Origin of the sequence: Bacillus sp. FSL M8-0063, from assembly GCF_038005545.1 — a bacterium.
In the GTDB taxonomy this organism is placed as follows: Bacteria; Bacillota; Bacilli; order Bacillales; family Bacillaceae_G; genus Bacillus_A; species Bacillus_A wiedmannii.
Genome location: NZ_JBBOTJ010000001.1, coordinates 3,345,444 through 3,370,695 on the forward strand (window position 1 = coordinate 3,345,444; position 25,252 = coordinate 3,370,695).

Genomic DNA, 25,252 nt, shown 5'->3' on the forward strand with positions numbered 1-25,252 from the left:
CTTTTCTTCCTCACTATACTTACATCAGGCTCTTTCTAAAAACTTTTATATGTAAGGAACATAGTAAAATTCCGTATTACATATATTCTATGTAAAAAAGCCCGCACTAATGTGCGAGCTTTTTTATACTTATCGTTTTCCTTTTTCATACGGCGTTCCTAACGCTTTCGGAGCTTCAGAACGACCTACAAAACCAACAAGCGCTAATATTGTGAATACATATGGTAATATCGTTAATAAAACACTCGGAATTTGATCTAATACAGGAATTGTTCCACCTGTTACACTTAACGATTGTGCAAAACCAAAGAATAGCGCTGCACCTAATGCACCTAGTGGATTCCACTTCCCAAAGATCATGGCAGCTAACGCTAAGAAACCTTGTCCAGTAATAGTTGCCCCTGAGAAGTTATTAGAAATTGACATTGCAAAAATTGCTCCACCAATTCCAGCAAACACACCTGATATACAAACACCAATATAGCGCATTTTATATACGTTAATTCCCATCGTATCAGCTGCCATTGGATGCTCACCAACCGCACGAAGACGAAGACCGAACGGTGTTTTATAAATAACATACCAAACAACGAATGCTAAAATAATAGCAATATACGACGTTATCGGTACGTTAGAGAAGAATATTTTCCCTAAAACCGGGATATCCGAAAGGCCTGGAATATCAATCTTTTCAATACGGTACTGAATAAAGTCAGTCTGTCCTTTATCAAAAATCTTCTTAATTGCAAATACCGTTAATCCAAGAGATAAGAAGTTAATCGCTACACCACTTACAACTTGATCCGCTCGGAATGTAATAGATGCTACCGCATGAAGTAATGCAAATAACCCACTACCAATTGCCGCAAATAATAACGCAATCCACGGAGTCATCGTTCCCCATGTATCACCCATTAATAAGTTTGTAACAACTCCAATAAATGCACCAAATAGCATTAGTCCTTCTAATCCGATATTTACAACACCCGATCGTTCACTAAATACACCACCTAGTGCTGTAAAAATTATAGGTGCTGATGTATATAACGTACCCGTCACAAGAATGGCTAATATATCTAAAAAGCTCATTTATTTCCCCTCCTTGCTCATGCGTGTAAGCGCCCATCTTAACACATAACTACATGCAACAAAGAAGATGATACATGCAATAATCACATTAATAAGCTCTGATGGTACATCTGCCTCAAAGTTCATTTGAGGGGAAGCACTTTTCAAACCACCAAATAATAAAGCTGAAAGGATAATACCAAACGGATTATTCCCCCCAAGTAAGGCTACGGCAATCCCGTCAAATCCTACTCCTGTAAACGAAGACATTGCTGTCATACTTTGGAATGTTCCTAACCCTTCCATCGCACCACCAATCCCCGCAAATGCACCAGCAATTGTCATAGAGAATACTACATTGCGAGAAACTTTCATACCAGCATATTGGGAGGCATGTTGATTAAATCCTACCGACTTTAATTCATACCCTAAAGTTGTTCGATCTAATAAGAACCACATTAAAATAGCGATTAAAATTGCTACAACAATTCCCCAGTGAAGGCGCGAACCGTCAGTGATGGCAGCAAGCCAGTCTGAAGATAATGACGCACTCGCTTTGATGTCGTACGTTTTATCATTACCCTCGTGCAAGAAACGCTTAATAATGTCATATGTTACGTATAACGCAATATAGTTCATCATAATTGTTACAATAACTTCATTAACTTGAAATTTCCCCTTTAAATATCCAGGGATGAAACCCCAAATTCCACCTACCAATGCTGCAAATAAAATAGATAACGGAATGTGAAGAACAGCTGGTAGCGAAACTGCATAACCGAACCAAACTGCTGCAAGCCAACCAACTAGTAATTGACCCTCTACCCCGATATTAAATAAACCTGTACGAAATGCAAACGCCACTGATAAGCCGGCAAGAATAAGCGGGATCATTGTACGAAGCGTTTCACCTATTGCACTTGGGCTACCGAACATTCCTGTCCAAAGTGCACTATAACCAACAATTGGATCATAGCCACTAACTAGCATTACAATTGCTCCTACAAGTAAGCCGAAAATAACGGATAGTACTGGGACTAAAATATTTATCGTTCGTTCTGTTAAAAGTTTTTTAGCCATTTGTACCCACCTGCTCCTTCTTTGTTCCTCCAGCCATTAACAATCCAAGCTGTTGTTCATTCGTTTCTTTCGCATCAACAATTGCTACGATTTTCCCTTCATAAATAACAGCAATTCGGTCACTAACATTTAAGATTTCATCTAACTCTAAAGATAAAAGTAATACACCTTTTCCTTTATCCCTTTGCTCTATTAATCTCTTATGAATAAATTCAATTGCTCCTACATCTAAACCACGTGTTGGCTGTGCCGCGATTAATAAATCTGGATCACGGTCTACTTCACGTGCAATAATTGCTTTTTGTTGATTCCCCCCAGATAAAGCGCGCGCTAACGTTTGCTCACTAGGTGTACGTACATCAAACTGTTCAATAAGTGCCTTTGCTTTTTCTGTAATTTTACTAAAATTTAAAATCCCTTTCTTTGAAAACGGATTTTTATAGTACGTTTGCAGAACGATATTATCTCTAACAGAAAAATCAAGAACAAGGCCGTGTTTATGACGATCTTCTGGAATATGACCAATTCCTTCTTCTGTTATCCTTCTAACAGGCCAATTTGTTATTTCTTTTCCTTTAATTGCAATAGAACCTGACTCAACTTTTCGTAAACCAGTAATTGCTTCTATCAATTCACTTTGTCCGTTTCCATCAATCCCTGCAATTCCAACAATTTCCCCCGCACGAACAGTTAAGTCAAGGCCTTTTACAGCAGGTAGTTGACGTGCATCGTGAGCAACAAGATTTGCAATTGAAAGTACCTCTTCTTTTGGCTTCGCGTCTATTTTTTCTGTTTTAAAATTCACTTGACGTCCGACCATTAATTCTGCAAGTTTATTTTCATCCGTATTTGCAACGTCAACCGTTCCAATCCCTTTTCCTTTACGAATAATCGTACAACGATCGCAAACTTCCATAATTTCTTTCAACTTATGTGTAATAAGAACAATAGATTTCCCTTCTTGTACAAGCTTTTTCATAATTTGAATTAGCTCATGAATTTCTTGCGGTGTTAACACAGCTGTCGGTTCATCAAATATTAAAATTTCTGCCCCACGGTAAAGTGTTTTTAAAATCTCAACACGCTGCTGCATACCAACTGAAATATCCTGTATTTTCGCGTATGGATCTACAGCTAATCCGTATTGTTCAGACAGTTTTTGAATTTCTTTAGCAGCTTCCTCAACAGCAATTTTCCCGTTTTTCTTCGGTTCATTTCCGAGAATAATATTCTCTGTAACTGTAAAATTATGAACAAGCATAAAGTGCTGATGAACCATTCCAATACCAAGGTCATTTGCCACATTCGGATTGGTAATGTTTACAGACTTTCCTTTAATTTTAATTTCACCTTGTTCTGGTTGATACAAACCAAATAGTACATTCATCAATGTGGATTTCCCTGCACCATTTTCTCCAAGTAAAGCATGTATTTCTCCTTGCTTTACTTGCAGCGTAATATCATCATTCGCTACAATGCCTGGGAATACTTTCGTAATGTTATTCATCTCAATTACGTATTCCATTTTGTTCCTCCTTTTAACAGGGAACATTCCCCTATTACACTATTAACTTATTAAGCAATTTGGAAGTTTTATACATACAAAGGTTAGTTCTATGAACTAACCTTTGCTATTTCTCTATTTATTTTTTTAGAGAAGCTTCATATTCTTTATACTCTTTATCTGTAGCTGGTACTTTAATTTCACCATCTGTAATTTTCTTTTCAAACGCTTCTACTTTTGTTAAAATTTCAGGGTTAACTTTTTTCACGTTGTCAGTTGTTTTTGCAATACCAACACCGTCATCTTTTAAACCAAACGCTTCTACTTTACCGCCTTTTAATTTACCATCTTTCGCTTCTTGTGCTACTTTTTCAACAGCGATATCTACACGTTTTACCATTGAAGTTAATGTTACGTTTTCAGGCATACCTTCTTGTTTTTGGTCACGGTCAACACCGATTACCCAAACATTTTCACCTTTTTTCTTACGGTTTTTCGCTTCAGTGAACACGCCGTTACCTGTACCACCAGCAGCATGATAAATTACATCTACACCTTGACCATACATTGCTGATGCAAGAACTGTACCTTTTTCAGGTTTATCAAATGCTTCCGCATATTCAGATACGATTTCAATGTTTGGATTTACTGCCTTTGCACCAGCTTTAAATCCATTTTCGAATTTACTAATTAAATCACTCTTCATTCCACCAACAAATCCTACTTTATTCGATTTTGTTGACATAGCCGCTACCGCACCTACAAGGAATGATCCTTCATGATCTTTAAATGTAATACTTGTTACGTTCGGTGCTTCTACAACAGTATCAACGATTGCGAATTGTTGTTTTGGAGATTCTTTTGCAACTTCTTTAATTGCACCTTCTAATTTATAACCGATTCCGAAAGATAAATCATACTTATCTTTTGAAAATTTCTTTAAGTTCGGAATATAATCTGCTTCTTTTTCAGACTGTAGGTAACGATAATTTGTTTTTTCCTTTAATCCATTATCTTTACCAAACTTTTTCAAACCTTCCCAAGAAGATTGGTTGAATGATTTATCATCAACGCCCCCAACATCCGTTACCATACCAACTTTGAATTCTTTATCTTCTTTCTTGTCACTGCTCGCCTTATCCGAGTTACCACATGCACCTAAAACCGCGCTTGCTGCTAATGTTAATGATAATAAAAGACCTGTTTTTTTCTTCATACTAGAAACCCCTCCTAAAATGATTTGTCTATTTTTTATACGCTGCTGTCCCTAACTTCTTGCTGTCACCTCCCCAAAAAGGAACTTACCTACATACGTTTTCTTAATACGTGGAAGCTAAACTTATCAGCTCTAAAGTAATTGAGAGAATATAAGATTGGCTCATCATTTTGATCATAGTGCATTTGTTTTAAAACTAGCAGTGCCGTTTCCGGTTCACATTCTAAAATCGGTGAAATTTTCGGATGATAGCCAATTGGCTCAATGTGAGCAACTGCGTATGTGATACGTTTGTGCGTGTTGTTATGTATCACTGTAAGCAATGATTCTTCGTTGTATCCCGATAAATCTGGCAATATTTCTTTTGCAAGTTTATCGATACAATATACAACAGGTTCCCCATCTGCTGTACGCACACGCTCAATCATTACTGCATTAAAACCATCTTCACTATTAAACTTCTCTTTTTCTTCTTCTGTTAAACTTGTTGTAGATGATGATAAAAAGATAGTTCCTGGTGTTTTCCCCACACTAGAAATCATATCTGTAATACTAGAAAGTTGTTCAATCCCAGAAGAAAATAACGGCTTTGCATTTACAAATGTTCCTACACCATGTCTACGAATGACAACATTTTCTTCTTCTAAAATACGCAGTGCTTCCCTTAAAGTCGCCCTACTTACACCAAGTTCTTTCGCTAAATCAAACTCTGATGGTAACTTCTGTCTTTCTTTGTAAGCTCCATCTTTAATTTTTTCTTTAATGTGATCAATCACCCGTAAATATAGGTGACGACTATCGGATTTTACTGACATAAGACTCCCCCGCATTTCAATTATTCGACCTCTGATGTAAGACTTCTTTTCTCTTTTTTCAACTTACAACATAATAAAATTACTAAATACTAAAAATAAGCATAATTGTCGAATAAATATTAATAATTTTTTAAGATGAAATTTTCACTCTTTACTGCATAAAAAAAACTTTGCACCATAAACATTCCTCATTTCGAGAAAAAGTTCGGCACAAAGATCTCTTACATCCTTTGTTACACACTTTTCCCCTCATAGTCCAGCAATTCATGGTTGCCGGGTAGAAACTTATGGACCTTATCTCCAAGATTATATGAGGCAGTGATTCTTTTCGAAGTAATCTTACCACTTGCTCCCATACGTGTCAACAAAATTTAACATTTTTCTACATTAAATATCGAACATTCATTAAAAACATAATCAAAGTATTCGTATTCTAAAGAATCGCTTTAAATGTAAGCCCTTTCTTTATCGCTGAATATAGTATATAACAAAACTAGCATATAAAAAAGCCTAATTGTAAAAACAATTAGGCTTTTTTTATGAACTTTTTTCTTGTACATCATTAATGAGCACTTCTCGTGGTTTACTACCTTCATACGGACCTACTACACCATTCATTTCCATTGCATCAATTAAACGGGCAGCTCGCGTATAACCTACTCTAAACCTACGTTGCAACATAGAAACAGATGCTGTTTGCATTTCCACTACAAGCTGAACTGCTTCATCATATAATTCATCTTCTACTTCCTGCTTCGTATCAGGAACATCTTGTGGAATCATATCTTCTTGATATTGCGCTTTTTGCTGACCAATAACATACTCTACAACTCTCTCAACTTCATCATCAGATAAAAATGCACCTTGTACACGTACAGGCTTCGATGCACCAATTGGTATAAACAGCATATCTCCACGACCTAGCAGTTTCTCTGCACCACCACCGTCAAGAATTGTACGAGAGTCCGTTTGAGAAGATACCGCGAATGCAATACGTGATGGAATATTCGCTTTAATAACTCCCGTAATAACATCAACCGATGGACGCTGCGTCGCAATAATTAAATGAATACCAGCCGCACGAGCCATTTGTGCTAAACGCATAATCGCATCCTCTACATCTGATGAAGCAACCATCATTAAATCAGCTAACTCGTCCACTATTACTACAATATAAGGTAATTCCGGTTGTTTCGCTTCTGATTGACTATTATGTTCTTTAATATGATCATTATATCCTTCAATGTTACGCGTGCCACTATGAGCAAATAATTCATAACGTCGTTCCATTTCACTCACGACTTTTTTCAAAGCTTGTGATGCTTTTTTCGGATCAGTTACAACTGGTGTTAATAAATGCGGAACACCGTTATATACATTTAACTCTACCATTTTCGGATCAATCATCATTAATTTTACTTCATGTGGTTTTGCACGCATTAAAATACTAACAATAATACCATTAATACATACACTTTTCCCGCTACCTGTCGCACCAGCTACTAGTAAATGGGGCATTTTATTTAAACGCGCTAATACAGCTTCACCTGTAATATCTCGTCCAAGACCAATTAACAACTTCTCTTCCGGATGATTATTAGCCTTAGAATCAAGAACTTCTCTAAGCGTTACCATAGAAACTTCTGAGTTCGGAACTTCAATCCCTACAGCTGATTTCCCGGGAATAGGTGCTTCAATACGAATGTCTTTCGCAGCTAAAGCAAGTGCTAAATCATCACTTAAACTAACGATTTTGCTTACCTTTACTCCCATATCAGGATATACTTCATATTTTGTAACTGCAGGACCTCTATGTACTTTTGTTACTTTCGCTTTCACTCCAAAGCTTTGGAATGTACGTTCTAATTTACGAGCATTCTCATAAATTTCTGCATTTTCATTTGTAACTTGCTTATTCTTAGGAAATTTCAATATATCAAGTGCAGGAAGCTTGTAATCTTTATTTTCTACATTTGAAAATTGCATTGGCGGGGCACTTGTTTCCGCCTCTAAAGATTCTACAATCTTTTCTCCACGCTTTTTCTTAGATTCTTCAACAGGCGGAGCCTCTTCAATAGACGGTGAAGTTATTAACTCTGCTTCCTGTTCTTCGCTAATTCGTTTATTCTCTTCTTCATTTACAGGATAATTCTCAGTGAAATTTGAAATAATGGGAGGGTCAATTGAAATTTCTTCCATCGGCTCAATAATCTCTTCTTGTTCTGCAGCACGTTTGCTCCTTGTGCTTCTCGTTGTTTTTTTCTTTTCTGTTTGTTCAGCCGTCCTTTTGGATCTCCAATCTTTATAATCCCCTTGCATTACTTCAAATTGACTTCTAAGGATTCTTCCTACAGGGGCAAGTACTTCTCCGATATGCTTATTTGTTATACAAAGTATACCGAGAATCACTAAAATAATACCAATGATATAAGCTCCTACTTCGTCAAATAAGAAGTAACACGTCGCGAACATAAGGGCACCAAACATACCACCGCCTAAATGAACGCTATCCGGCCCCTTTTTCATTTCAAGAAAGAAGTTATCTTTCGTGCTCACAATAACAGAAGTATTTTGCACTGCTCCATCTTTCGTAAGAAGGTTAAATAATGTAATATGACTAAACATTAATATCGCCAATACTATTAAATAAAAACCGATTAACCGTTTATTTAAAAGGTTCGGCCATCCACGTTTGATAACAAACGAAACCGATAAAGCTATTACACCTAACACACCAATTATGTACCACTCACCAAAGAAGAAGCGAAAAAATAACACAAACGATTTCCCTACAACACCTAGCTGTAAAATCGTAATGATTGAAAGTGCAAAAAGAGTTAAACCGACGATTTCATAATACAAAGTTGGCTTTATCGTGCGTCTTGCTTTTGCCTTCGTCCCTCTTTGCTTTTGTTTTGCCATTTCTTCACCTCGTGTTCTACATGTAAGCAGGGCTTCCTTAAAAAAGCTTTACTTACATGTCTGTTTTCTCTATTTTTTCAGGTCTTATATCTTCTATTTTTACACTTCTTGTAAATTGTTAAATAAACAGAAGAAAGCAGCCCTCTCATGGCTGCTCAACCGTCTTGTTTTTTATATTATACCATAGCTTCTAAACAAAATCCTTCTTTTTGCTAAAAGGTTATTTTTTGGCCGGGCTCAAACTCTAAGTAGTGTAGCGGATCCGTACTTAACACACGTACAATAGAATAACACCCATGTTCTTCTTCAGAAACCATTAATTCAACACCGTTTATATTTACAACTTTTTGGCTTTCACATTGCGAATAATCAGTTGGATATACAAGTTGCTCTGGCATAATTGTGTATAAAATCATTGTAACATTGTCCCTTCTGCACTATCATCCATGCGAGCATCTATTAATTCATTCAGCTTTCGAATCGCATTCCCAATACCACCGACATCATCTATAAGACCATATTTCACTGCATCGCCACCAATTACATTCGTCCCAATATCTCGCGTCAAATTCCCTTTCGCAAACATAAGTTCTTTAAAACGATCTTCGGTTACTTTCGAATGCTTCGTCACAAATCGAATGACTCTTTCTTGCATTTTATCTAAATACTCAAATGTTTGTGGCACACCTATAACAAGACCTGTTAGACGAATGGGATGAATTGTCATCGTCGCAGTTTCCGCAATAAATGAATAATCCGTAGAGACGGCGATTGGTACACCGATAGAATGCCCGCCGCCCAGAACAAGTGATACCGTTGGCTTTGAAAGCGAAGCTACCATCTCAGAAATTGCTAAACCTGCTTCAACGTCACCTCCGACCGTGTTTAATATTAAAAGCAAACCTTCAATTTTCGGATTTTGTTCTATCGCAACAATTTGCGGAATAATATGCTCATATTTTGTTGTTTTATTTTGCGGCGGCAACTGAACATGACCTTCCACCTGCCCAATGATTGTTAAACAATGAATACTCGATTCATTCATTTGTGGTACATTCGTTTGCCCTAGCTGTTGAATTTTTTCCACTATCGAGGCTTCTTTCCCAGTTTCTTTCGGCTCAGCCTCTTTCCCTTCATTTGTATAACGATCACGTTCTGTCATATCGCATCCCCTTTCACTCGTATATAACTATTATTTCTTAAGTTAAAAATTTCATTCGATAGAGTTTAAAAAGAAAAAAAGATCACCCGTAAAGGTGATCTTTTTTATACTTCCATAATAATCGGTAAAATCATAGGTTTTCTCTTTGTCTCTTCGTACAAGAACTGCCCTAATAATTCACGAATATTTTGTTTTAACATAGACCATTCAATTGAATACTCTTTAATCGATTGCTCAACAATCATACGTACAATCTCTGTAGAGCGGTCAATTAACGCTTCTGATTCACGAACATACACAAAACCACGTGAAATGATTTCTGGACCAGAGATAATTTTCTTTTCATCTTTACCAAGTGTTACAACAACTACTAATATTCCATCTTGAGATAACATTTTTCTATCTCGAAGAACGATATTACCAACGTCACCTACACCTAATCCATCAATTAACACATTACCAGCTTGTACTTTGCCAACTAAGTTTGCTTCATCGTCACCAAAAGCAATCACATCGCCTTTTTCTACGATAAAGATATTCTCTCTTGCAATACCTACATCTTCAGCTAAATATGCATGTGCTTTTTGCATACGGAACTCACCATGTACGGGTACAAAATACTTAGGTTTCATTAAATTTAACATTAATTTTAATTCTTCTTGGCTACCGTGACCTGAAACGTGAACTTTTCTTTCACCGTAATAAATAACATCAGCTCCAGCTCTAAATAACAAGTCAATAATTTTCGATACAGATATTTCATTACCCGGAATTGGAGAAGCCGCAATAATAACCGTATCACCTTTACGAATTGAAATTTGTTTATGAGCTTGCTTCGCCATTCTAGAAAGGGCTGCCATCGGTTCACCTTGGCTACCTGTCGTTAAAATAGCTACCTTTTTCTCTGGGAAATTGTCTACTTCTTGTAGTGAAATAACCATACCTTCTGGAACATCTAAATAACCAAGACGTCTTGCGATATCTACCACTTTCACCATACTACGTCCTACAACCGCTACTTTTCGTCCTGTTTCAGCAGCTGCATCAAATACTTGTTGAATACGATGTACATTCGATGCAAATGAAGCAACGATAATACGTCCTTCTGCGCCGTAGAACACTTTAGAAATTTCTACACCAACTTCTTTTTCAGAACCTGTATAGCCTGGACGCTCAGCATTTGTACTATCAGATAATAAGCACAGTACGCCTTCATTTCCGATTTGTGCCATTTTTCCAAGGTCTGCTCCACTATTTCCAATTGGAGTTTGATCGAATTTAAAGTCTCCCGTATATACGATAGCACCTTTTGATGTATGGAAACAAACACCAACAGAATCTGGAATACTATGTGTCGTTCCAAAGAATGACACCGTTGTAGTATTAAACTCTACTGTTGAATTTGAATCGATTGTTTTTAAGTCTACACGGCCTAACATACCCGCTTCGCCAAGTTTTTCTTGTATAAGTCCTACTGTTAATTTCGTTGCATACACTGGAATTGATAATTTACGAAGTACGTAAACAATTCCACCAATATGATCTTCATGACCGTGAGTAATAAATAAACCTTTTACTCGCTCTTGGTTTTCCACTAAATATGTAATATCAGGAATAACGATATCAATTCCAAACATTTCATCTCCTGGGAACATTAACCCTGCATCTACAATAAAGATTTCAGAATCAATTTCAACACAGTACATGTTTTTCCCGATTTCACCTACTCCACCAAGAGCAAATACTTTAACAGACTCATTCTCTTTTCTCTTCATGTTGTTGCCTGGTTTAAAAATCTTTCAAACACTGATTTCACTAAAATTGCAGAGACACCAGGGGAAACTCTACAACCACCATATATTCACCGTCCAAGACGAATGTCCTTACCGTTATGCGATATCATGTCCTTGTTTATTTTTTAAACCAGGTTTCACCTCTCTTTCATTATATAAATCAAATATCTTATTCGATATGATATGAAAATGTAATCAAATTATAATTTTTACCAATTTTGCTAAGCATACCCGTACTAAGCTACTTAGCCATATTATACCTGATACAAGAAATAGAACACAAGTTAAATCGTGCGAAAGAAGAAGTAAAAGAACGGAATTACAACAAAAATATCGAACGTATTTCCTTTATATTTACTCCGATTTTATACTCCATATTATTTTGAAGAAATAACCATACATACGCTAAATTAATTTCATAATATGGATTTTCAAGACTTATTTTTCTAGAATCGAACAAAAACACTTATAAAATGAATCTTTTTTATGAATCACGTCATATTTGAGACAATCCCTCTAAAAAACAGAATCGATATTTTATTACGTTTATACAAATGTTTATCCTATAATAACTATGATTTTTTGATTCATTTAAAGGTGTACGATTATTTTCTTATACATGTTGCAACACATAATGAAGAAGCGGTTAAACAAGTGGCATAATATGATCTTATAAGAACACATGTAGGTGAGAAACGAGAGGCGAAGATTTTCATAACATAAAAAAATAACCTAGTTCTACACTAGGTCATTTTTTATTAACGAGGGATAGATTGCATAACAGATTGTAACGTTACTCTTTCTTCTTCTGTTAATGGAAGAAGCGGTAAACGTACAGAACCTACATCTAATCCAACCATTTGTAACGCTGTTTTTACTGGCGTTGGGCTTGGCGCCATAAATAATGAATCCGTTACTCTTACAAGTAATTGATGTAATTTTTGCGCCTTTTTAAATTCTCCTGCTTGGAATGCTGCAATCATTTCTTGCATTTCACTTCCGATAACATGAGATGCTACAGAAACGATACCTTTCGCTCCAACTGCCATAGCTGGTAACGTTAAACCATCATCACCGCTGTATACTGCAAAGTCGTCCGCTGTTTTTTCAATGATTTCTGTCATTGTTAACACATCGCCGCCTGCATCTTTAATCGCAACAATGTTTTCTATTTCTGATAAACGAACAACTGTATCAACGGAGATTTGTACAATAGATCGTCCTGGAACGTTATATAGCATAACCGGAAGCGGCGTGCTTTCAGCAATTGCTTTAAAGTGCTGATACATTCCTTCTTGACTCGGTTTGTTATAATACGGTGCTACTAGCATTACTGCATCAACACCAACCTCTGTTGCCTTTTTAGTTAAGTCAATAGAAGCATGCGTATTATTACTACCTGTTCCAGCGATTACGGGCACCCTTTTATCGACAACAGATACGACATGGCGATATAACGCTACTTTTTCTTCTGAAGTTAATGTAGGAGATTCTCCTGTCGTTCCTCCTACCACGATTGCTGTTGTACCGTTATCTATTAAATAATTTACCAATTTCGTTGTCTTCGCAAAATCGATATTTCCGTTTTTATCAAACGGAGTTACCATCGCAGTTGCAATTGTCCCAAAATCTATCATGGTCTCACTCCTTATTGTTCCAGTTGCTTTTCTTTTGAAAGCTCAAACGCACTATGTAATGCATTTACAGCCTCCACTAAATCAGTTTCTTTTACAAGAACCCAAATTGTCGTATGGCTATCTGCCGATTGCAAAATTTGAATACCTTTTTCCGCTAAAGCTGTAACGATTTTCGCAGTAACCCCTGGGTATCCTGCCATTCCAGCTCCTACAATAGATACTTTTGCACAATGCTCTGTCACAATTGGCTCATATCCAAGGTTTCTTAATAATTCAACTGCACGACTTGATACATTATCACTCACCGTATAAGCTACCCCAGTAGGTGAAATGTTAATTAAATCGACACTGATTCCTTCATTCGCCATTTCTTTAAACACATGCTGTTGTAAATCATATGCTGTTTCTTTTGCCAGCACTTTAATTTGCGTCACATTTGATACATGAGCGATACCTGTAACAGGACGTTCTTCTACATCACGGCCTTTTGTAGCACCGTCCGATGCTGAAATAAGCGTACCTTCACTATCAGAATACGTAGAACGTACACGAAGTGGTACTTTGGCATGCATCGCAATTTCAACTGCACGTGGATGAACGACTTTTGCACCTTGATATGCCATGTTACAAATTTCATTGTATGTTACCGTTTGAAGATGACGTGCATCTTTTACAATGCGAGGATCCGCAGTCATAACACCTTCTACATCTGTAAAGATATCAATAAATTCAGCATGAAGCGCAACACCTAATGCAGAAGCTGAAGTATCGCTACCTCCGCGTCCAAGTGTTGTCGTATCACCTTTTTTCGTTTGTCCTTGGAATCCTGTAACGACGATTACATCTACATTTTCTAACTCTTCATGTACACGATCGCAATTCATTTCAATAATCTTAGCATTCGTAAAATCCTCATTTGTTACAAAACCAGCTTGTGCACCATTTAATGCCGCTGCTTTTATACCGTTCTCATTTAACATGTTAGAAAAGACGATTGCTGAGATTAATTCTCCGCATGATAATAATAAATCTTGCTCACGATTAGAAATGCGAGATTCCTCTTGATTTACAAGACTTAACAAAGTATCAGTTGCATATGGTTCACCTTTACGGCCCATAGCAGATACGACAGTAACTACTTTATAACCCGCATCTAGCGATTTTTTTATATGATGAAGCGCATGCTTACGTCCATTTTTATCACGTACGGATGTGCCACCAAATTTTTGAACAATAATTTTCATATTTTGCACCTTCTCTTAGCCGTTTACACTAATTGTAATTTTACTAAGCGCTCTGCAATTTGAACAGAATTCCATGCAGCGCCTTTTAATAAGTTATCAGATACGACCCAAAGATGGAATCCTTTATCATTATTTAAATCTTTACGGATTCTTCCAACGAATACTTCGTTTTTACCTACTGCAGTAGCTGGCATTGGATATAACTGCTCTTCTGGATTATCTTGTAGAACAATACCTTCCGCATTTGCAAGTAAGCTCTTGAATTCTTCTACTGTTACACCTTCTTTTTCTACTTCGATGTAAACAGACTCAGAGTGACCTGATACAACTGGTAAACGTACACATGTTGCCGCTACTTCTAATTCAGGCATATGCATAATTTTTTTCGTTTCATTAATCATTTTCATTTCTTCAAACGTAAATCCATTATCTTGGAATTTATCAATCTGTGGAATCGCGTTGAAAGCAATTTGGAAATGCTTTTTATCACCTGATACAGGTAAAACATTTGCCTTCACTTCTTCACCATTTAAGATTGCTTGTGATTGTTCATGAAGTTCTTCAATCGCTGCCGCACCAGCACCTGATACAGCTTGATATGTGGAAACGATTACTCGTTTTAAACCATATTGCTGACGAACTGGCTCAAGAGCTACTACCATTTGAATTGTAGAACAGTTTGGATTTGCAATAATACCATTATGTTCTTTTAAGTCGTTTTCATTTACTTCAGGTACAACAAGTGGCACGTTTTCTGTCATACGGAATGCACTTGTATTATCAACAACAATCGCACCGCGCTTTGCTGCTTCTGGCGCTAATTGTTTTGATACAGATCCACCAGCACTAAATAGTGCGATATCTACTCCTTCAAAACTTTCAGGAGTTGCCTCTTGAACTGTAAATTCTTCGCCTTTAAATACAAGTTTCTTACCTGCAGATCGTTTAGATGAAAGTAACGTTAACTTCCCGATTGGAAATTCTCGTTTCTCTAAAGTATTTAACATTTGTTCACCAACTGCGCCGGTTGCTCCAACTACAGCGACATGAAAAGTTTTTTGCTTTTCCATCACTATGCCCCTTTCTAGATACCAATCCTTCTATAACTTAGAATCAGAAGGAGTATACAATACCCCTTCTAATCTTAATAACGTTAATTTTATCATATTCTACAGTAAGAATGATGGTTTCATCAAAAATTGTCCGTTTTTTTTCGTTTTTTAATTCATATATCTGAATTTTTCTACGACAACCGGTTGCAATTGCTTTCCTTGCAGCGCTTCTAATACTGTATCTTCAAGCAGCTCCATACGAGCTACCATTGAGTTCGGTTTTTTCTCTGGTGCATCTTGACCGAATGGGACGAAGTAGATGTTTTTTGTTGCCATTAGGCGCATGAGGTTGACGCCATTCAGCCCTAAAGCATCATTCGTCGAAACAGCCAATACGACAGGCTTGCCATTTCTTAGCGTCGCTTTTGCTGCCATTAATACTGGAGAGTCTGTCATTGCATTTGCAAATTTACTCATAGAATTTCCTGTTAGTGGCGCAATCACCATACAATCTAGTGGAATTTTAGGTCCTAGTGGTTCTGCACCAACGATGGAATTAATCGCTTTAAAACCTGTTACTTCTTCAATCTTTTTAATCCACTCTGCTCCTTCGCCAAATCTCGTATTTGTTGATTGAACAGTGTAAGAAACAACGGGGCGTACTTCTGCTCCCTCAGCAATTAATTTTTCTAAATGAGGCATTACTTCTTCGTACGTACAATGTGAACCCGTAAAACCAAACCCTATTCTTTTCCCTTTTAAATTCATTCCCCATTCTCCTTTCTTGCTATTACGTCTTCTGCTAGTAACTGAGAAAGAACGTTCGCTAAAATTTGTCCTGCTGTTTTTGGAGCAACAATACCAGGTAATCCAGGTGCTAACAGCGCTTTGACTCCTCTTTTTTCCGCATATCTAAAGTCGGTACCGCCTGGTTTAGAAGCTAAATCAATTACTAACGTATGAGCTGGCATTTTTGAAATGACATTCGCTGTCACGACGAGATGCGGAATTGTATTAATGACAATATCGATATTTCCTACTTCTTTCTCAATGTTTTGCATATGAAAAGGAGAAAACATCATTTCTGTAATACGTGCAATATGTTCCGATCGTCTTGCTCCAACTTTGACATGGGCCCCTAATGATTGAAATGCTCTGGCAACACTCATCCCTGTTCTACCAAATCCTAAAACCATTACATTGGAACCATGAATTGTATAGTCGGTATGTTGAATTACCATCATTAATGTACCTTCTACAGTTGGAATAGAATTGTAGATTGCCACATCATCACGATCAAATAATTTAACAAGTTTGCGGTTTGTAGTAGATACGAGATTTTCCAAGTAAGGCGTACCAATACCTGAATATATAGTAAAGTGTTCTGGTGTATTTTCAATTTGTTCTTTCGTTATTGAAACTTTTTCGTTTGAAAAAATAGTATCTACTTCTCCCTTGGCATTTGTACCTGCAACTGGCAAAATAATTGCATCTACAGAAGTGAAATCTAAATTTTGTATACTTTCTTTTGCTGCCCCTGTGAAGCCATGATCTAACTGATCAAACCCTATCAATGAAAGTTTCGCATCCAATTCAACTAGCTTGCGAATTACTTCTAGCTGTCTTGCATCTCCTCCTATGACAGCAATATGCATCTCAGTCAACATTCCCTAATTCACCTTCTTTTTCTGTCATTTATAAGAAAAGTGCCTACTTTTTCTTTTTCCTCCACATCTTATGTAATGTACGAGTTTTAGGTGATTGAAAAACAAAAAGCACGTATGATTTATCCTGCTATTTGTATGCAGTAAGACAACCGTCTGAAAATTCGGCATATTAGAGGACATTATGCGAGAAATTGATTGCCGGTAAAAGCTCAATTCATGTGAGCTAATAATCAAAGGGAAATGAACAAAAAAAGATGACCAAAATGGCCATCTTTCACTTCGAATTTGAACGATCCGTAATATCACAAAGGATCATATCATACCCCACTTTTTTAATTTGGCTCCACCCTACTCTTATTTCTTGTGGTTCCTTTTTAAAACCTCCCCATTTTCCAGCAGGTATGATAAGAGCCTGTATTTGGCCATCCTTCTCATCAATCTCTAAATCCACATATCCTAAAACCCCCATTTTCTCGGCACTTTCTAAATTTACGATCTCTTTACCACTTAATTCGCTTAAACGCATACACTCTCCCCCTACCGAAATTGTGAATTTAAGTTATCCATAATTAGTACCTATTCTGTATATCCAAAAAAAATAACCGTATCTCATTTAAAAGAGATACGGTTATTTTTACATACTTCATATAAAGCAATTATAGTTTTATTCCTTTTGGAAGTTTTCCATCTGGACTAATTAATGCTGCAGAGAATTCATCTGTAAACATGTTACGAATTAACTCATCAACATTTTCTTTTGTTACTGTGTTTACACTTTCAATAATCTCATCAAGTGAACGATGCTTACGAAGTAGCAATTCATTTTTACCATTACGGCTCATACGGCTATTCGTACTTTCTAAACTTAACATTAAGTTTCCTTTTAATTGCTCTTTACTATTAATAAGCTCTTTTTCTGTAATACCTGTATTTTTCAATGTGTCTAATGTTTCTTGCATTGTTTCATACAGTGTATCTAATTGTTGGCTACCTGTTCCACCATACAGCGTTAACATACCTGTATCTTCATAAGAAGAATGGTAAGAAAATACTGAGTAGGCTAACCCGCGTTGCTCACGTACTTCTTGGAATAAACGGCTACTCATACTACCGCCTAAAACGTTATTTAATACAATTAAGTTATAAATATCTTCGTGTCCCATTTGTAAGCCTTTATATCCTAAACATAAATGAGCTTGTTCTGTTTCCTTTTTACGTGCTACTTTATTAAAATGGAAAATTGGGCTATGTACTTGTTCACGGTTTGTTGTTCCTTCATAACTACCGAAATATTGCTCTACCGTTTGTAAAAAGGCTTCATCAATATTTCCTGCAACTGAAACAACGACATTTTCAGGTGTGTAATGATCTTTTATATATTGGCGTAGCGTATCACCTGTAAACGTATCAAGCGTTTCTTCAGTTCCTAAAATAGGATATCCAAGCGGATGCGTTTCATATGTTGCTTTCGTTAACATATCATGCACAATATCATCTGGAGCATCTTCGTACATTTTAATTTCTTCACATACGACATTCTTCTCTTTTTTCAGTTCTTCCTCATCAAATGTTGAATTAAAGAACATATCTGCTAATACATCTAAAGCATATTTAGCATGCTCATCTAGCACTTTTGCATAGTAACAAGTGTATTCTTTTGAAGTAAAAGCATTCACTTGCCCACCAATGCTATCAAATGATTCTGCAATTTCGCGTGCACTACGTGTTTCCGTTCCTTTAAAGAACATATGCTCTAAAAAGTGGGAAACCCCATTATTTTTTTCATTTTCATTTCTTGATCCCGCATGGATCCAAATACCAATCGCAACCGATCTTACGGTTGGTATATTCTCCATAACTATTCTTACACCATTTTTACAAGTATATTTTTTAATCAAAAACTTTCCTCCTACTGCCAGTTTCTCTAAATAAGTGCTATTATTTAATGATAACAAGTTTAAGGATGAATGTCATGCAAATGTATTTAATCCACACGTTTTTCATCCAGTAATTCTGTTATATTCCCTACTTTATATCCTTGTTCCTTCAATTTTGTAATCATTGTATCTAATGCTTCTGTTGTTGATGAAGTTGGATGCATTAATACGATAGCACCTGGATGTATTTTTCTCATTACTCTCTGCAATAGTACATCTGGATCAGGTCGCTTCCAATCAATTGTATCGACAGTCCACATAATCGTTCCCATTTGGAAATCATCAGCAATTTTCACGACTTCATCCCGAAAACTTCCACTCGGCGGAGCAAACCATCTCACCTTTTGATTCGTAGCTGCTTCGATCATTCGATTTGTTTTTTGTAACTGATCTCGTATTTCATCAGAAGATAACGTTTTCATATTAGGGTGTGTGTAAGAATGATTTCCGACTTCTTGATTTGCATCGACAATCATTTTTGCAAATCGTAAATTTTCTTTCACCCAGCGTCCTTCTAAAAAGAAAGTCGCCTTCACATCATGTTTTTTCAATATCTCTAATATACGTGGCAAATACTCGTTTCCCCATGCCACATTTATTGTTAATCCCACCATCTTTTTATTTGGATGTCCCCTATAAATTGGAGCTGGTGATAAATCTTTTAAGTGGACACCCGGTGATACTTCCTTGAATTCAAGATTTTTTTGATCAAATTTCTTTAGCTTCTTCATATTATTATAGGATGCTTCGATATCAACTTGTCTTCCATTATATCCTGGTGTTGCTTTCCATATTTTATCAATCATCGCATTTTGAGGTGCAATCTCATATTGTTTTGCATGTTTTTGAATTTCTTCATACAAGTTATCCTGTGCAAAAACGGAATAAGAGCCTACACTGACATATAAAAAAACTATACATATGTATGCCAATATACGAGCTTTCATATAAACCCTCCCATTAACTATATAAAAACCTTTTTTCTTCTTATCTTTGTTAATTTGAGCGTTATAATGAAAACTATACCTATACTGACATAAAAATATATGTAAATCATATTTTTTACATAACAAAAAAAGCCAGTTTAACTGGCTTTTACTTATTGCTGCTCTTGTTTGTTTTCTTCTTTAGCAGCTTCTTTTTCTTGCTCTTCTTTTAGCAATACTTTTCTAGATAGATTCACGCGACCTTGCTTGTCAATCTCGATAACTTTAACTGTAATTACATCACCGATTTTTACAACGTCTTCTACTTTACCTACACGCTCAAGTGCAAGTTCAGAAATGTGAACTAATCCGTCTTTACCGCTGAATAATTCAACGAAAGCACCGAATTTCTCAACACGTTTCACTTTTCCTTCGTAGATTTCACCTACTTGTACTTCGCGAACGATATCTTCGATAATTTTCTTAGCTTTGTCATTCATTTCTTGATTTATTGAAGAAATGAATACTGTACCATCTTGCTCGATGTCAATTTTAACGCCAGTTTCTTCAATAATTTTATTGATTTGTTTACCGCTCGGCCCAATAACGTCACGGATTTTATCTGGGTTAATTGTCATTGTAATAATCTTTGGAGCGTAAGCTGATAATTCAGTACGTGGCTCTGCAATAACAGATAACATATGATTTAGAATGTGCACACGACCGACTTTCGCTTGTTGTAATGCCTCTTCTAAAATTTCACGAGATAGACCATCGATTTTAATGTCCATTTGAAGTGCAGTTACACCTTTTGCTGTACCTGCTACTTTAAAGTCCATATCACCTAAATGATCTTCCATACCTTGAATATCAGATAAAATTGTGTAATGCTCACCAGTTTTAACTAGGCCCATTGCAATACCTGCAACTGGAGCTTTAAGTGGAACACCAGCATCCATCATTGCTAAAGTACTACCACAAATACTTGCTTGTGAAGTAGAACCATTTGATTCTAAAACTTCAGATACAAGACGTACTGTATATGGGAAATCTTTTTCAGATGGAATTACAGGCTCAAGAGCACGTTCTCCTAGTGCACCGTGACCAATTTCACGACGACCTGGTCCACGCATCGGTCTTGTTTCACCAACACTAAATGATGGGAAATTGTAATGGTGCATAAAGCGTTTTGATTCCTCTACACCAAGACCATCTAAAATTTGCACATCGCCTAATGCACCTAATGTACAAATACTTAATGCTTGTGTTTGTCCACGTGTGAACAGACCAGAACCGTGTGTACGAGATAAAATGCCAACCTCTGATGCTAATGGACGGATTTCGTCACCTTTACGGCCATCTGGGCGGATTTTTTCAACTGTAATAAGACGACGTACTTCTTCTTTTACAATTTTATATAAAATCTCACTTACTTGTCCTAATGTATCAGCGTCAGCTTCCTGCGCTTCGTAATGCTCAATTACACGCTTTTTCACTTCGTTAATTGCATCTTCACGTGCATGTTTCTCATGTACTTGAATTGCAGAATGCATATCCTTCTCAGACATTTCACGTACAGCTTGATTAAGATCAGCGTCAACTTCATACAGTTTCACTTCTGATTTCTCTTTACCTACAGCTTGTACAATCTCTTCTTGGAATGCAATTAGACGTTTAATTTCGTCATGTCCAAACATAATTGCTTCTAACATTGTTTCTTCAGGCACTTGATCTGCTCCTGCTTCAACCATATTAATTGCATCTTTCGTACCAGCCACAACAAGGTGAATATCACTTTGTTCTTGCTGTTCTACTGTTGGATTAATAACGAATTCGCCGTTAATACGACCAACTGTTGCACCCGCGATTGGGCCTTCAAATGGAATATCTGAAATCGATAACGCTAATGAAGAACCAAGCATAGCTGCCATTTCAGAAGAACAATCTTGATCAACACTCATTACTATGCTGACAACTTGTACTTCGTTACGGAAACCATCTGCGAAAAGTGGACGAATTGGGCGGTCGATTAAACGACTTGCCAAAATTGCTTTTTCACTCGGACGACCTTCACGTTTAATGAAACCGCCAGGAATTTTCCCGACTGCATATAAACGCTCTTCATAGTTTACTGTAAGTGGGAAGAAATCTACATTTTTTGGTTCTTTTGATGCAGTTGCTGTAGATAGAACCGCTGTATCGCCATATCTTACTAATACTGCTCCGTTCGCTTGCTTCGCAAGCTGACTTGTTTCAACTGTTAGCTGGCGACCAGCTAAATCTATCGAGAAGACTTGCTTTTCTTGACTCATTTAAGTACCCCTCTCAATTTAAAGTATTCAATTCTTCTATGTAAATGGATAGTATATCACAATATTCTACCTCTAGTATTACCGAAAATGAAGTAAGCTATAAAGGGTAGAAGATATATTTTTACCTAACAAAAAAGCGGGAATATTCCCGCTTCTTTGACTATCGACGTAAGCCAAGCTTTGTGATTAATTCACGGTAACGTGTGATATCGCTATTACGAAGGTAAGTTAGTAAGTTACGACGTTTACCAACCATCTTTAATAGACCACGACGTGAATGATGATCTTTCTTGTGAGTACGTAAGTGCTCGTTTAGAGTGTTAATTTGCTCCGTTAGGACAGCAATTTGAACCTCTGGAGAACCAGTATCAGTCTCATGAGTTCTAAATTGTGCAATGATTTCATTTTTACGCTCTTGTGTTAAAGCCATCCTATTTCACCTCCTATTAATTAAACCCCCAATTACCTAGCAAGCGTCGGTGAGTCGCAATGCCAAGCAATGGTTGTCATAAAGTACATAACATAGAATACTACTTTTCATTTGAAAAAGCAAGTATATTCTTTTCGTTCGCAAAATATTCTTGTGCTGTTTTCTTATCTTTTGCAATTTGTTCAACTAACTCATCGATGCCATTGAATTTCTTTTCTTCTCTTATACGCATATGCCACTCTACTGTAACATTTTGTTCATATATGTCTTTGTTAAATTCAAATAAGTGCACTTCAATAGATAATTGACGCTCATCTTCTTTAAAAGTTGGTTTATATCCAATATTACATACACCATCGTACCATTCATCGTGAACTTTTAATCTCACTGCATAAACACCTACAGGTGGTAATAGATACTCATCACTTAAACCTATATTAGCTGTAGGAAAACCAATTTGACGTCCACGCTTATCACCGTGTACAACCGTTCCCCCTACTGTATATGCTCTACCTAAAATAGATGGAATTTGTTCCATTTCGCCATTTCGAATTAACTTTCGTAATGCTGTAGAACTTACTTTCTCTTCTTGAAATTCAACTTTTTCAATCACAGTCTGTGTAAACTCCCCTCTTGCATGAAATGGTAAAGTCTCCATCTTTCCTTTTCCTAAACGTCCATATGAATAATCAAACCCTGCTACTACATGCTTTACATTCAAACCAATAATATAATCATCTACAAATTGTTGTGGCAATAAGCCTGCAAACGATTCATCAAATTTAATAACATATAATATATCGATCCCTAAGTTTTCGACTATTTTTTCTTTATCACACATTGGTGTAATATACTCCGCATGCGCTTCCTTTTTTCCTAAAACAACAGATGGGTGCGGATAAAATGTCATAACTGCACTTTTATATCCTCGTTCATCAGCTATTTGTTTCGCAGTTCGAATCACACATTGATGTCCTAAATGAATGCCATCAAAAAATCCTAATGCCATTACAGTAGGTGGTAATTCTAATTTATTTTGTTCATGTGGATGAGTTAAATGAATAAGTTTCACGCTTGAATTCACCTTTTTCTGTAATAATCCTTCCAATAATTCATTATAGCTTTAGTTCTTGATTATTCACAAGTACTTTCATCGGCTTTAGCATACCAGGGTGTTTTGGATGGTGCTCATAAATTGCAAGGCAGCGATTATTTTTATCAAACACTGTTATAAATGGCGCCGTTATTTGCAATTCATTTTTTAAGAACATACCATTCTTTATTTTCTCTGCTTGCTTTTCATCTACAACCATTTTTGGAAACTTACTTAATGCTTCATCAATTGAAATGAAGATAGACTCTACTGTTCCATTTTGCACGTTTTCTTCAATTTCTTCAAATGATATGCAATCTTCTAATAAAAATTCACCCGAAGCTGTTCTTACAAGGTGAGACATATGTGATGGGAAACCAAGTTTTTCACCAATCATTACTGCTAATGTTCTTACATATGTCCCTTTACTACACGTTACACGGAAACGAAATGAAATATTTTCCCCCTCAAACACTTCACGATCATCTAGTAATACAAATTCATGAATTGTAATTGTACGAACTGGACGTTCAACTTCTTGTCCTGCTCTTGCATATTCATATAGTTTTTTTCCGTTAACTTTTACAGCTGAAAACATCGGAGGCATTTGTTCAATCGTACCTGTTAATGCAGCAAGAGCCCCTTCTACTTCCTTACGAGTAATAACACGATCTACATTTTTCGTTTCAACAACTTCACCAGAAGCATCTTCAGTTGTCGTTGAAAATCCAAGTGTTACTTCACCTTCATATGTTTTCGTCTCACTCGTTAAAAATTGTGCAATCTTCGTTGCTCGTCCTACACAAATAGGTAATACTCCTGTTACATCTGGATCTAATGTTCCTGTATGACCAATTCGTTTCTCACGCAATATCTTTCTTAATTTAAATACACAATCATGTGATGTCATGCCTTTTGGCTTATGTAATAATACTACACCTTCCATATATGTTCACCTCATCATAATTCTTTCATAGTAATTATCCAAAATTAATTTTGCATTGAAAAAATGGATAGACAAATGTCTATCCATTATTCTTCACGTTTACCGTCTTTATTAATTTGATGTAAAAGTGTATCAATTCGATGACCATATCCGATAGACTCATCAAACTCAAAGGAAATTTCCGGTGTTTTACGAAGACGAATACGCTGGCCAATTTCTGAACGAATGAAACCTTTTGCCTTCGCTAAACCTTTTAATGTACTTTCTTTCTGTTCCTCATCACCTAAAACAGAAATATATACTGTAGCAATTTGTAAATCTCCACTCACTTGTACATCTGTTACTGTAACAAATCCAACACGTGGATCTTTAATTTTACGACTGATGATGTCGCCTAATTCTTTTTTCATTTGCTCGCCTACACGGTTTGCACGTAATTTCATAACTC

At 36.4% G+C, this 25,252-nt stretch carries 22 protein-coding genes and 1 riboswitch; all 22 genes read right to left on the bottom strand.

The window, feature by feature from the left end; translation table 11 throughout:
- Positions 1–129 precede the first annotated feature (129 nt).
- Positions 130–1,089 carry an ABC transporter permease gene (locus tag MKX31_RS16875; protein WP_000008857.1) on the bottom strand — a complete coding sequence of 320 codons (960 nt, stop codon included), beginning with the start codon at positions 1,087–1,089 and terminating at the stop codon, positions 130–132.
- On the bottom strand, positions 1,090–2,148 hold the full coding sequence (locus MKX31_RS16880; protein WP_001085261.1) for an ABC transporter permease: 1,059 nt from the start codon (positions 2,146–2,148) through the stop codon (positions 1,090–1,092). It lies immediately after the preceding gene.
- Complete coding sequence (locus tag MKX31_RS16885) at positions 2,141–3,673, bottom strand: ABC transporter ATP-binding protein (protein ID WP_064475025.1); 1,533 nt, start codon at positions 3,671–3,673, stop codon at positions 2,141–2,143. Before MKX31_RS16885 ends, MKX31_RS16880 begins: the two co-directional genes overlap by 8 nt.
- Positions 3,674–3,791: 118 nt before the next feature.
- Complete coding sequence (locus MKX31_RS16890; RefSeq protein ID WP_340981354.1) at positions 3,792–4,868, bottom strand: BMP family lipoprotein; 1,077 nt, start codon at positions 4,866–4,868, stop codon at positions 3,792–3,794.
- 89 nt (positions 4,869–4,957) lie between these two features.
- The gene (locus tag MKX31_RS16895) at positions 4,958–5,683 is read right to left on the bottom strand and encodes a GntR family transcriptional regulator (protein WP_064475023.1); all 726 of its coding nucleotides are present in this window, start codon (positions 5,681–5,683) and stop codon (positions 4,958–4,960) included.
- A 232-nt stretch (positions 5,684–5,915) separates the two neighbouring features.
- Positions 5,916–6,017: riboswitch (purine riboswitch) on the bottom strand.
- A gap of 203 nt (positions 6,018–6,220) precedes the next feature.
- Positions 6,221–8,605, bottom strand: a complete 2,385-nt coding sequence (locus MKX31_RS16900) for a DNA translocase FtsK (RefSeq protein WP_001118773.1) — start codon at positions 8,603–8,605, stop codon at positions 6,221–6,223.
- A gap of 212 nt (positions 8,606–8,817) precedes the next feature.
- The gene (locus MKX31_RS16905) at positions 8,818–9,021 is read right to left on the bottom strand and encodes a YlzJ-like family protein (RefSeq protein ID WP_000605035.1); all 204 of its coding nucleotides are present in this window, start codon (positions 9,019–9,021) and stop codon (positions 8,818–8,820) included.
- A complete protein-coding gene (gene tepA / locus MKX31_RS16910; protein ID WP_000139828.1) occupies positions 9,018–9,767 on the bottom strand; it encodes a translocation-enhancing protein TepA in 750 nt (249 codons plus the stop codon). The genes MKX31_RS16905 and tepA overlap by 4 nt, the downstream gene beginning before the upstream one ends.
- 104 nt (positions 9,768–9,871) lie before the next feature.
- Positions 9,872–11,542, bottom strand: a complete 1,671-nt coding sequence (locus MKX31_RS16915; protein ID WP_000823080.1) for a ribonuclease J — start codon at positions 11,540–11,542, stop codon at positions 9,872–9,874.
- 776 nt (positions 11,543–12,318) lie between these two features.
- Complete coding sequence (dapA, locus tag MKX31_RS16920) at positions 12,319–13,197, bottom strand: 4-hydroxy-tetrahydrodipicolinate synthase (protein ID WP_340981355.1); 879 nt, start codon at positions 13,195–13,197, stop codon at positions 12,319–12,321.
- Positions 13,198–13,208: 11 nt separating this feature from the next.
- Positions 13,209–14,441 carry an aspartate kinase gene (gene dapG, locus MKX31_RS16925; protein WP_340981356.1) on the bottom strand — a complete coding sequence of 411 codons (1,233 nt, stop codon included), beginning with the start codon at positions 14,439–14,441 and terminating at the stop codon, positions 13,209–13,211.
- A 23-nt stretch (positions 14,442–14,464) separates the two neighbouring features.
- The gene (gene asd / locus MKX31_RS16930; RefSeq protein WP_000414854.1) at positions 14,465–15,511 is read right to left on the bottom strand and encodes an aspartate-semialdehyde dehydrogenase; all 1,047 of its coding nucleotides are present in this window, start codon (positions 15,509–15,511) and stop codon (positions 14,465–14,467) included.
- Between the two features lie 150 nt (positions 15,512–15,661).
- Positions 15,662–16,261, bottom strand: a complete 600-nt coding sequence (dpaB, locus tag MKX31_RS16935) for a dipicolinate synthase subunit B (RefSeq protein WP_001049480.1) — start codon at positions 16,259–16,261, stop codon at positions 15,662–15,664.
- The gene (dpaA, locus tag MKX31_RS16940) at positions 16,258–17,160 is read right to left on the bottom strand and encodes a dipicolinic acid synthetase subunit A (RefSeq protein ID WP_000954740.1); all 903 of its coding nucleotides are present in this window, start codon (positions 17,158–17,160) and stop codon (positions 16,258–16,260) included. Before dpaA ends, dpaB begins: the two co-directional genes overlap by 4 nt.
- A 274-nt stretch (positions 17,161–17,434) precedes the next feature.
- Positions 17,435–17,686 (bottom strand): YlmC/YmxH family sporulation protein, encoded by a 252-nt coding sequence (locus MKX31_RS16945; RefSeq protein ID WP_064475021.1) that lies wholly within the window; start codon positions 17,684–17,686, stop codon positions 17,435–17,437.
- Positions 17,687–17,816: 130 nt separating this feature from the next.
- Positions 17,817–19,058, bottom strand: a complete 1,242-nt coding sequence (locus MKX31_RS16950) for a M16 family metallopeptidase (protein ID WP_000593005.1) — start codon at positions 19,056–19,058, stop codon at positions 17,817–17,819.
- Positions 19,059–19,144: 86 nt separating this feature from the next.
- Positions 19,145–20,044, bottom strand: coding sequence for a polysaccharide deacetylase family protein (locus MKX31_RS16955; protein WP_064475020.1), 900 nt, complete (start codon positions 20,042–20,044; stop codon positions 19,145–19,147).
- A gap of 152 nt (positions 20,045–20,196) precedes the next feature.
- Positions 20,197–22,335, bottom strand: a complete 2,139-nt coding sequence (gene pnp / locus MKX31_RS16960) for a polyribonucleotide nucleotidyltransferase (RefSeq protein ID WP_046957398.1) — start codon at positions 22,333–22,335, stop codon at positions 20,197–20,199.
- A gap of 160 nt (positions 22,336–22,495) precedes the next feature.
- Positions 22,496–22,765 carry a 30S ribosomal protein S15 gene (gene rpsO, locus MKX31_RS16965; protein WP_001229392.1) on the bottom strand — a complete coding sequence of 90 codons (270 nt, stop codon included), beginning with the start codon at positions 22,763–22,765 and terminating at the stop codon, positions 22,496–22,498.
- Between the two features lie 100 nt (positions 22,766–22,865).
- Positions 22,866–23,837: a bifunctional riboflavin kinase/FAD synthetase gene (ribF, locus tag MKX31_RS16970; protein WP_064475019.1), complete on the bottom strand. Its 972-nt coding sequence runs from the start codon at positions 23,835–23,837 to the stop codon at positions 22,866–22,868.
- Between the two features lie 43 nt (positions 23,838–23,880).
- Positions 23,881–24,804 carry a tRNA pseudouridine(55) synthase TruB gene (gene truB / locus MKX31_RS16975; RefSeq protein ID WP_076539679.1) on the bottom strand — a complete coding sequence of 308 codons (924 nt, stop codon included), beginning with the start codon at positions 24,802–24,804 and terminating at the stop codon, positions 23,881–23,883.
- Positions 24,805–24,890: 86 nt separating this feature from the next.
- The gene (gene rbfA, locus MKX31_RS16980; protein WP_000776445.1) at positions 24,891–25,247 is read right to left on the bottom strand and encodes a 30S ribosome-binding factor RbfA; all 357 of its coding nucleotides are present in this window, start codon (positions 25,245–25,247) and stop codon (positions 24,891–24,893) included.
- Between the last annotated feature and the right edge of the window lie 5 nt (positions 25,248–25,252).

Excerpts from the sequence above, each read along its gene's own strand:
- MKX31_RS16875 (WP_000008857.1), bottom strand. The coding sequence starts at position 1,089 with ATGAGCTTTTTAGATATATTAGCCATTCTTGTGACGGGTACGTTATAT.
- MKX31_RS16880 (WP_001085261.1), bottom strand. The coding sequence starts at position 2,148 with ATGGCTAAAAAACTTTTAACAGAACGAACGATAAATATTTTAGTCCCA.
- MKX31_RS16885 (WP_064475025.1), bottom strand. The coding sequence starts at position 3,673 with ATGGAATACGTAATTGAGATGAATAACATTACGAAAGTATTCCCAGGC.
- MKX31_RS16890 (WP_340981354.1), bottom strand. The coding sequence starts at position 4,868 with ATGAAGAAAAAAACAGGTCTTTTATTATCATTAACATTAGCAGCAAGC.
- MKX31_RS16895 (WP_064475023.1), bottom strand. The coding sequence starts at position 5,683 with ATGTCAGTAAAATCCGATAGTCGTCACCTATATTTACGGGTGATTGAT.
- MKX31_RS16900 (WP_001118773.1), bottom strand. The coding sequence starts at position 8,605 with ATGGCAAAACAAAAGCAAAGAGGGACGAAGGCAAAAGCAAGACGCACG.
- MKX31_RS16905 (WP_000605035.1), bottom strand. The coding sequence starts at position 9,021 with ATGATTTTATACACAATTATGCCAGAGCAACTTGTATATCCAACTGAT.
- tepA (WP_000139828.1), bottom strand. The coding sequence starts at position 9,767 with ATGACAGAACGTGATCGTTATACAAATGAAGGGAAAGAGGCTGAGCCG.
- MKX31_RS16915 (WP_000823080.1), bottom strand. The coding sequence starts at position 11,542 with ATGAAGAGAAAAGAGAATGAGTCTGTTAAAGTATTTGCTCTTGGTGGA.
- dapA (WP_340981355.1), bottom strand. The coding sequence starts at position 13,197 with ATGATAGATTTTGGGACAATTGCAACTGCGATGGTAACTCCGTTTGAT.
- dapG (WP_340981356.1), bottom strand. The coding sequence starts at position 14,441 with ATGAAAATTATTGTTCAAAAATTTGGTGGCACATCCGTACGTGATAAA.
- asd (WP_000414854.1), bottom strand. The coding sequence starts at position 15,511 with ATGGAAAAGCAAAAAACTTTTCATGTCGCTGTAGTTGGAGCAACCGGC.
- dpaB (WP_001049480.1), bottom strand. The coding sequence starts at position 16,261 with ATGAATTTAAAAGGGAAAAGAATAGGGTTTGGTTTTACGGGTTCACAT.
- dpaA (WP_000954740.1), bottom strand. The coding sequence starts at position 17,160 with ATGTTGACTGAGATGCATATTGCTGTCATAGGAGGAGATGCAAGACAG.
- MKX31_RS16945 (WP_064475021.1), bottom strand. The coding sequence starts at position 17,686 with ATGCGTTTAAGCGAATTAAGTGGTAAAGAGATCGTAAATTTAGAAAGT.
- MKX31_RS16955 (WP_064475020.1), bottom strand. The coding sequence starts at position 20,044 with ATGAAAGCTCGTATATTGGCATACATATGTATAGTTTTTTTATATGTC.
- pnp (WP_046957398.1), bottom strand. The coding sequence starts at position 22,335 with ATGAGTCAAGAAAAGCAAGTCTTCTCGATAGATTTAGCTGGTCGCCAG.
- rpsO (WP_001229392.1), bottom strand. The coding sequence starts at position 22,765 with ATGGCTTTAACACAAGAGCGTAAAAATGAAATCATTGCACAATTTAGA.
- truB (WP_076539679.1), bottom strand. The coding sequence starts at position 24,804 with ATGGAAGGTGTAGTATTATTACATAAGCCAAAAGGCATGACATCACAT.
- rbfA (WP_000776445.1), bottom strand. The coding sequence starts at position 25,247 with ATGAAATTACGTGCAAACCGTGTAGGCGAGCAAATGAAAAAAGAATTA.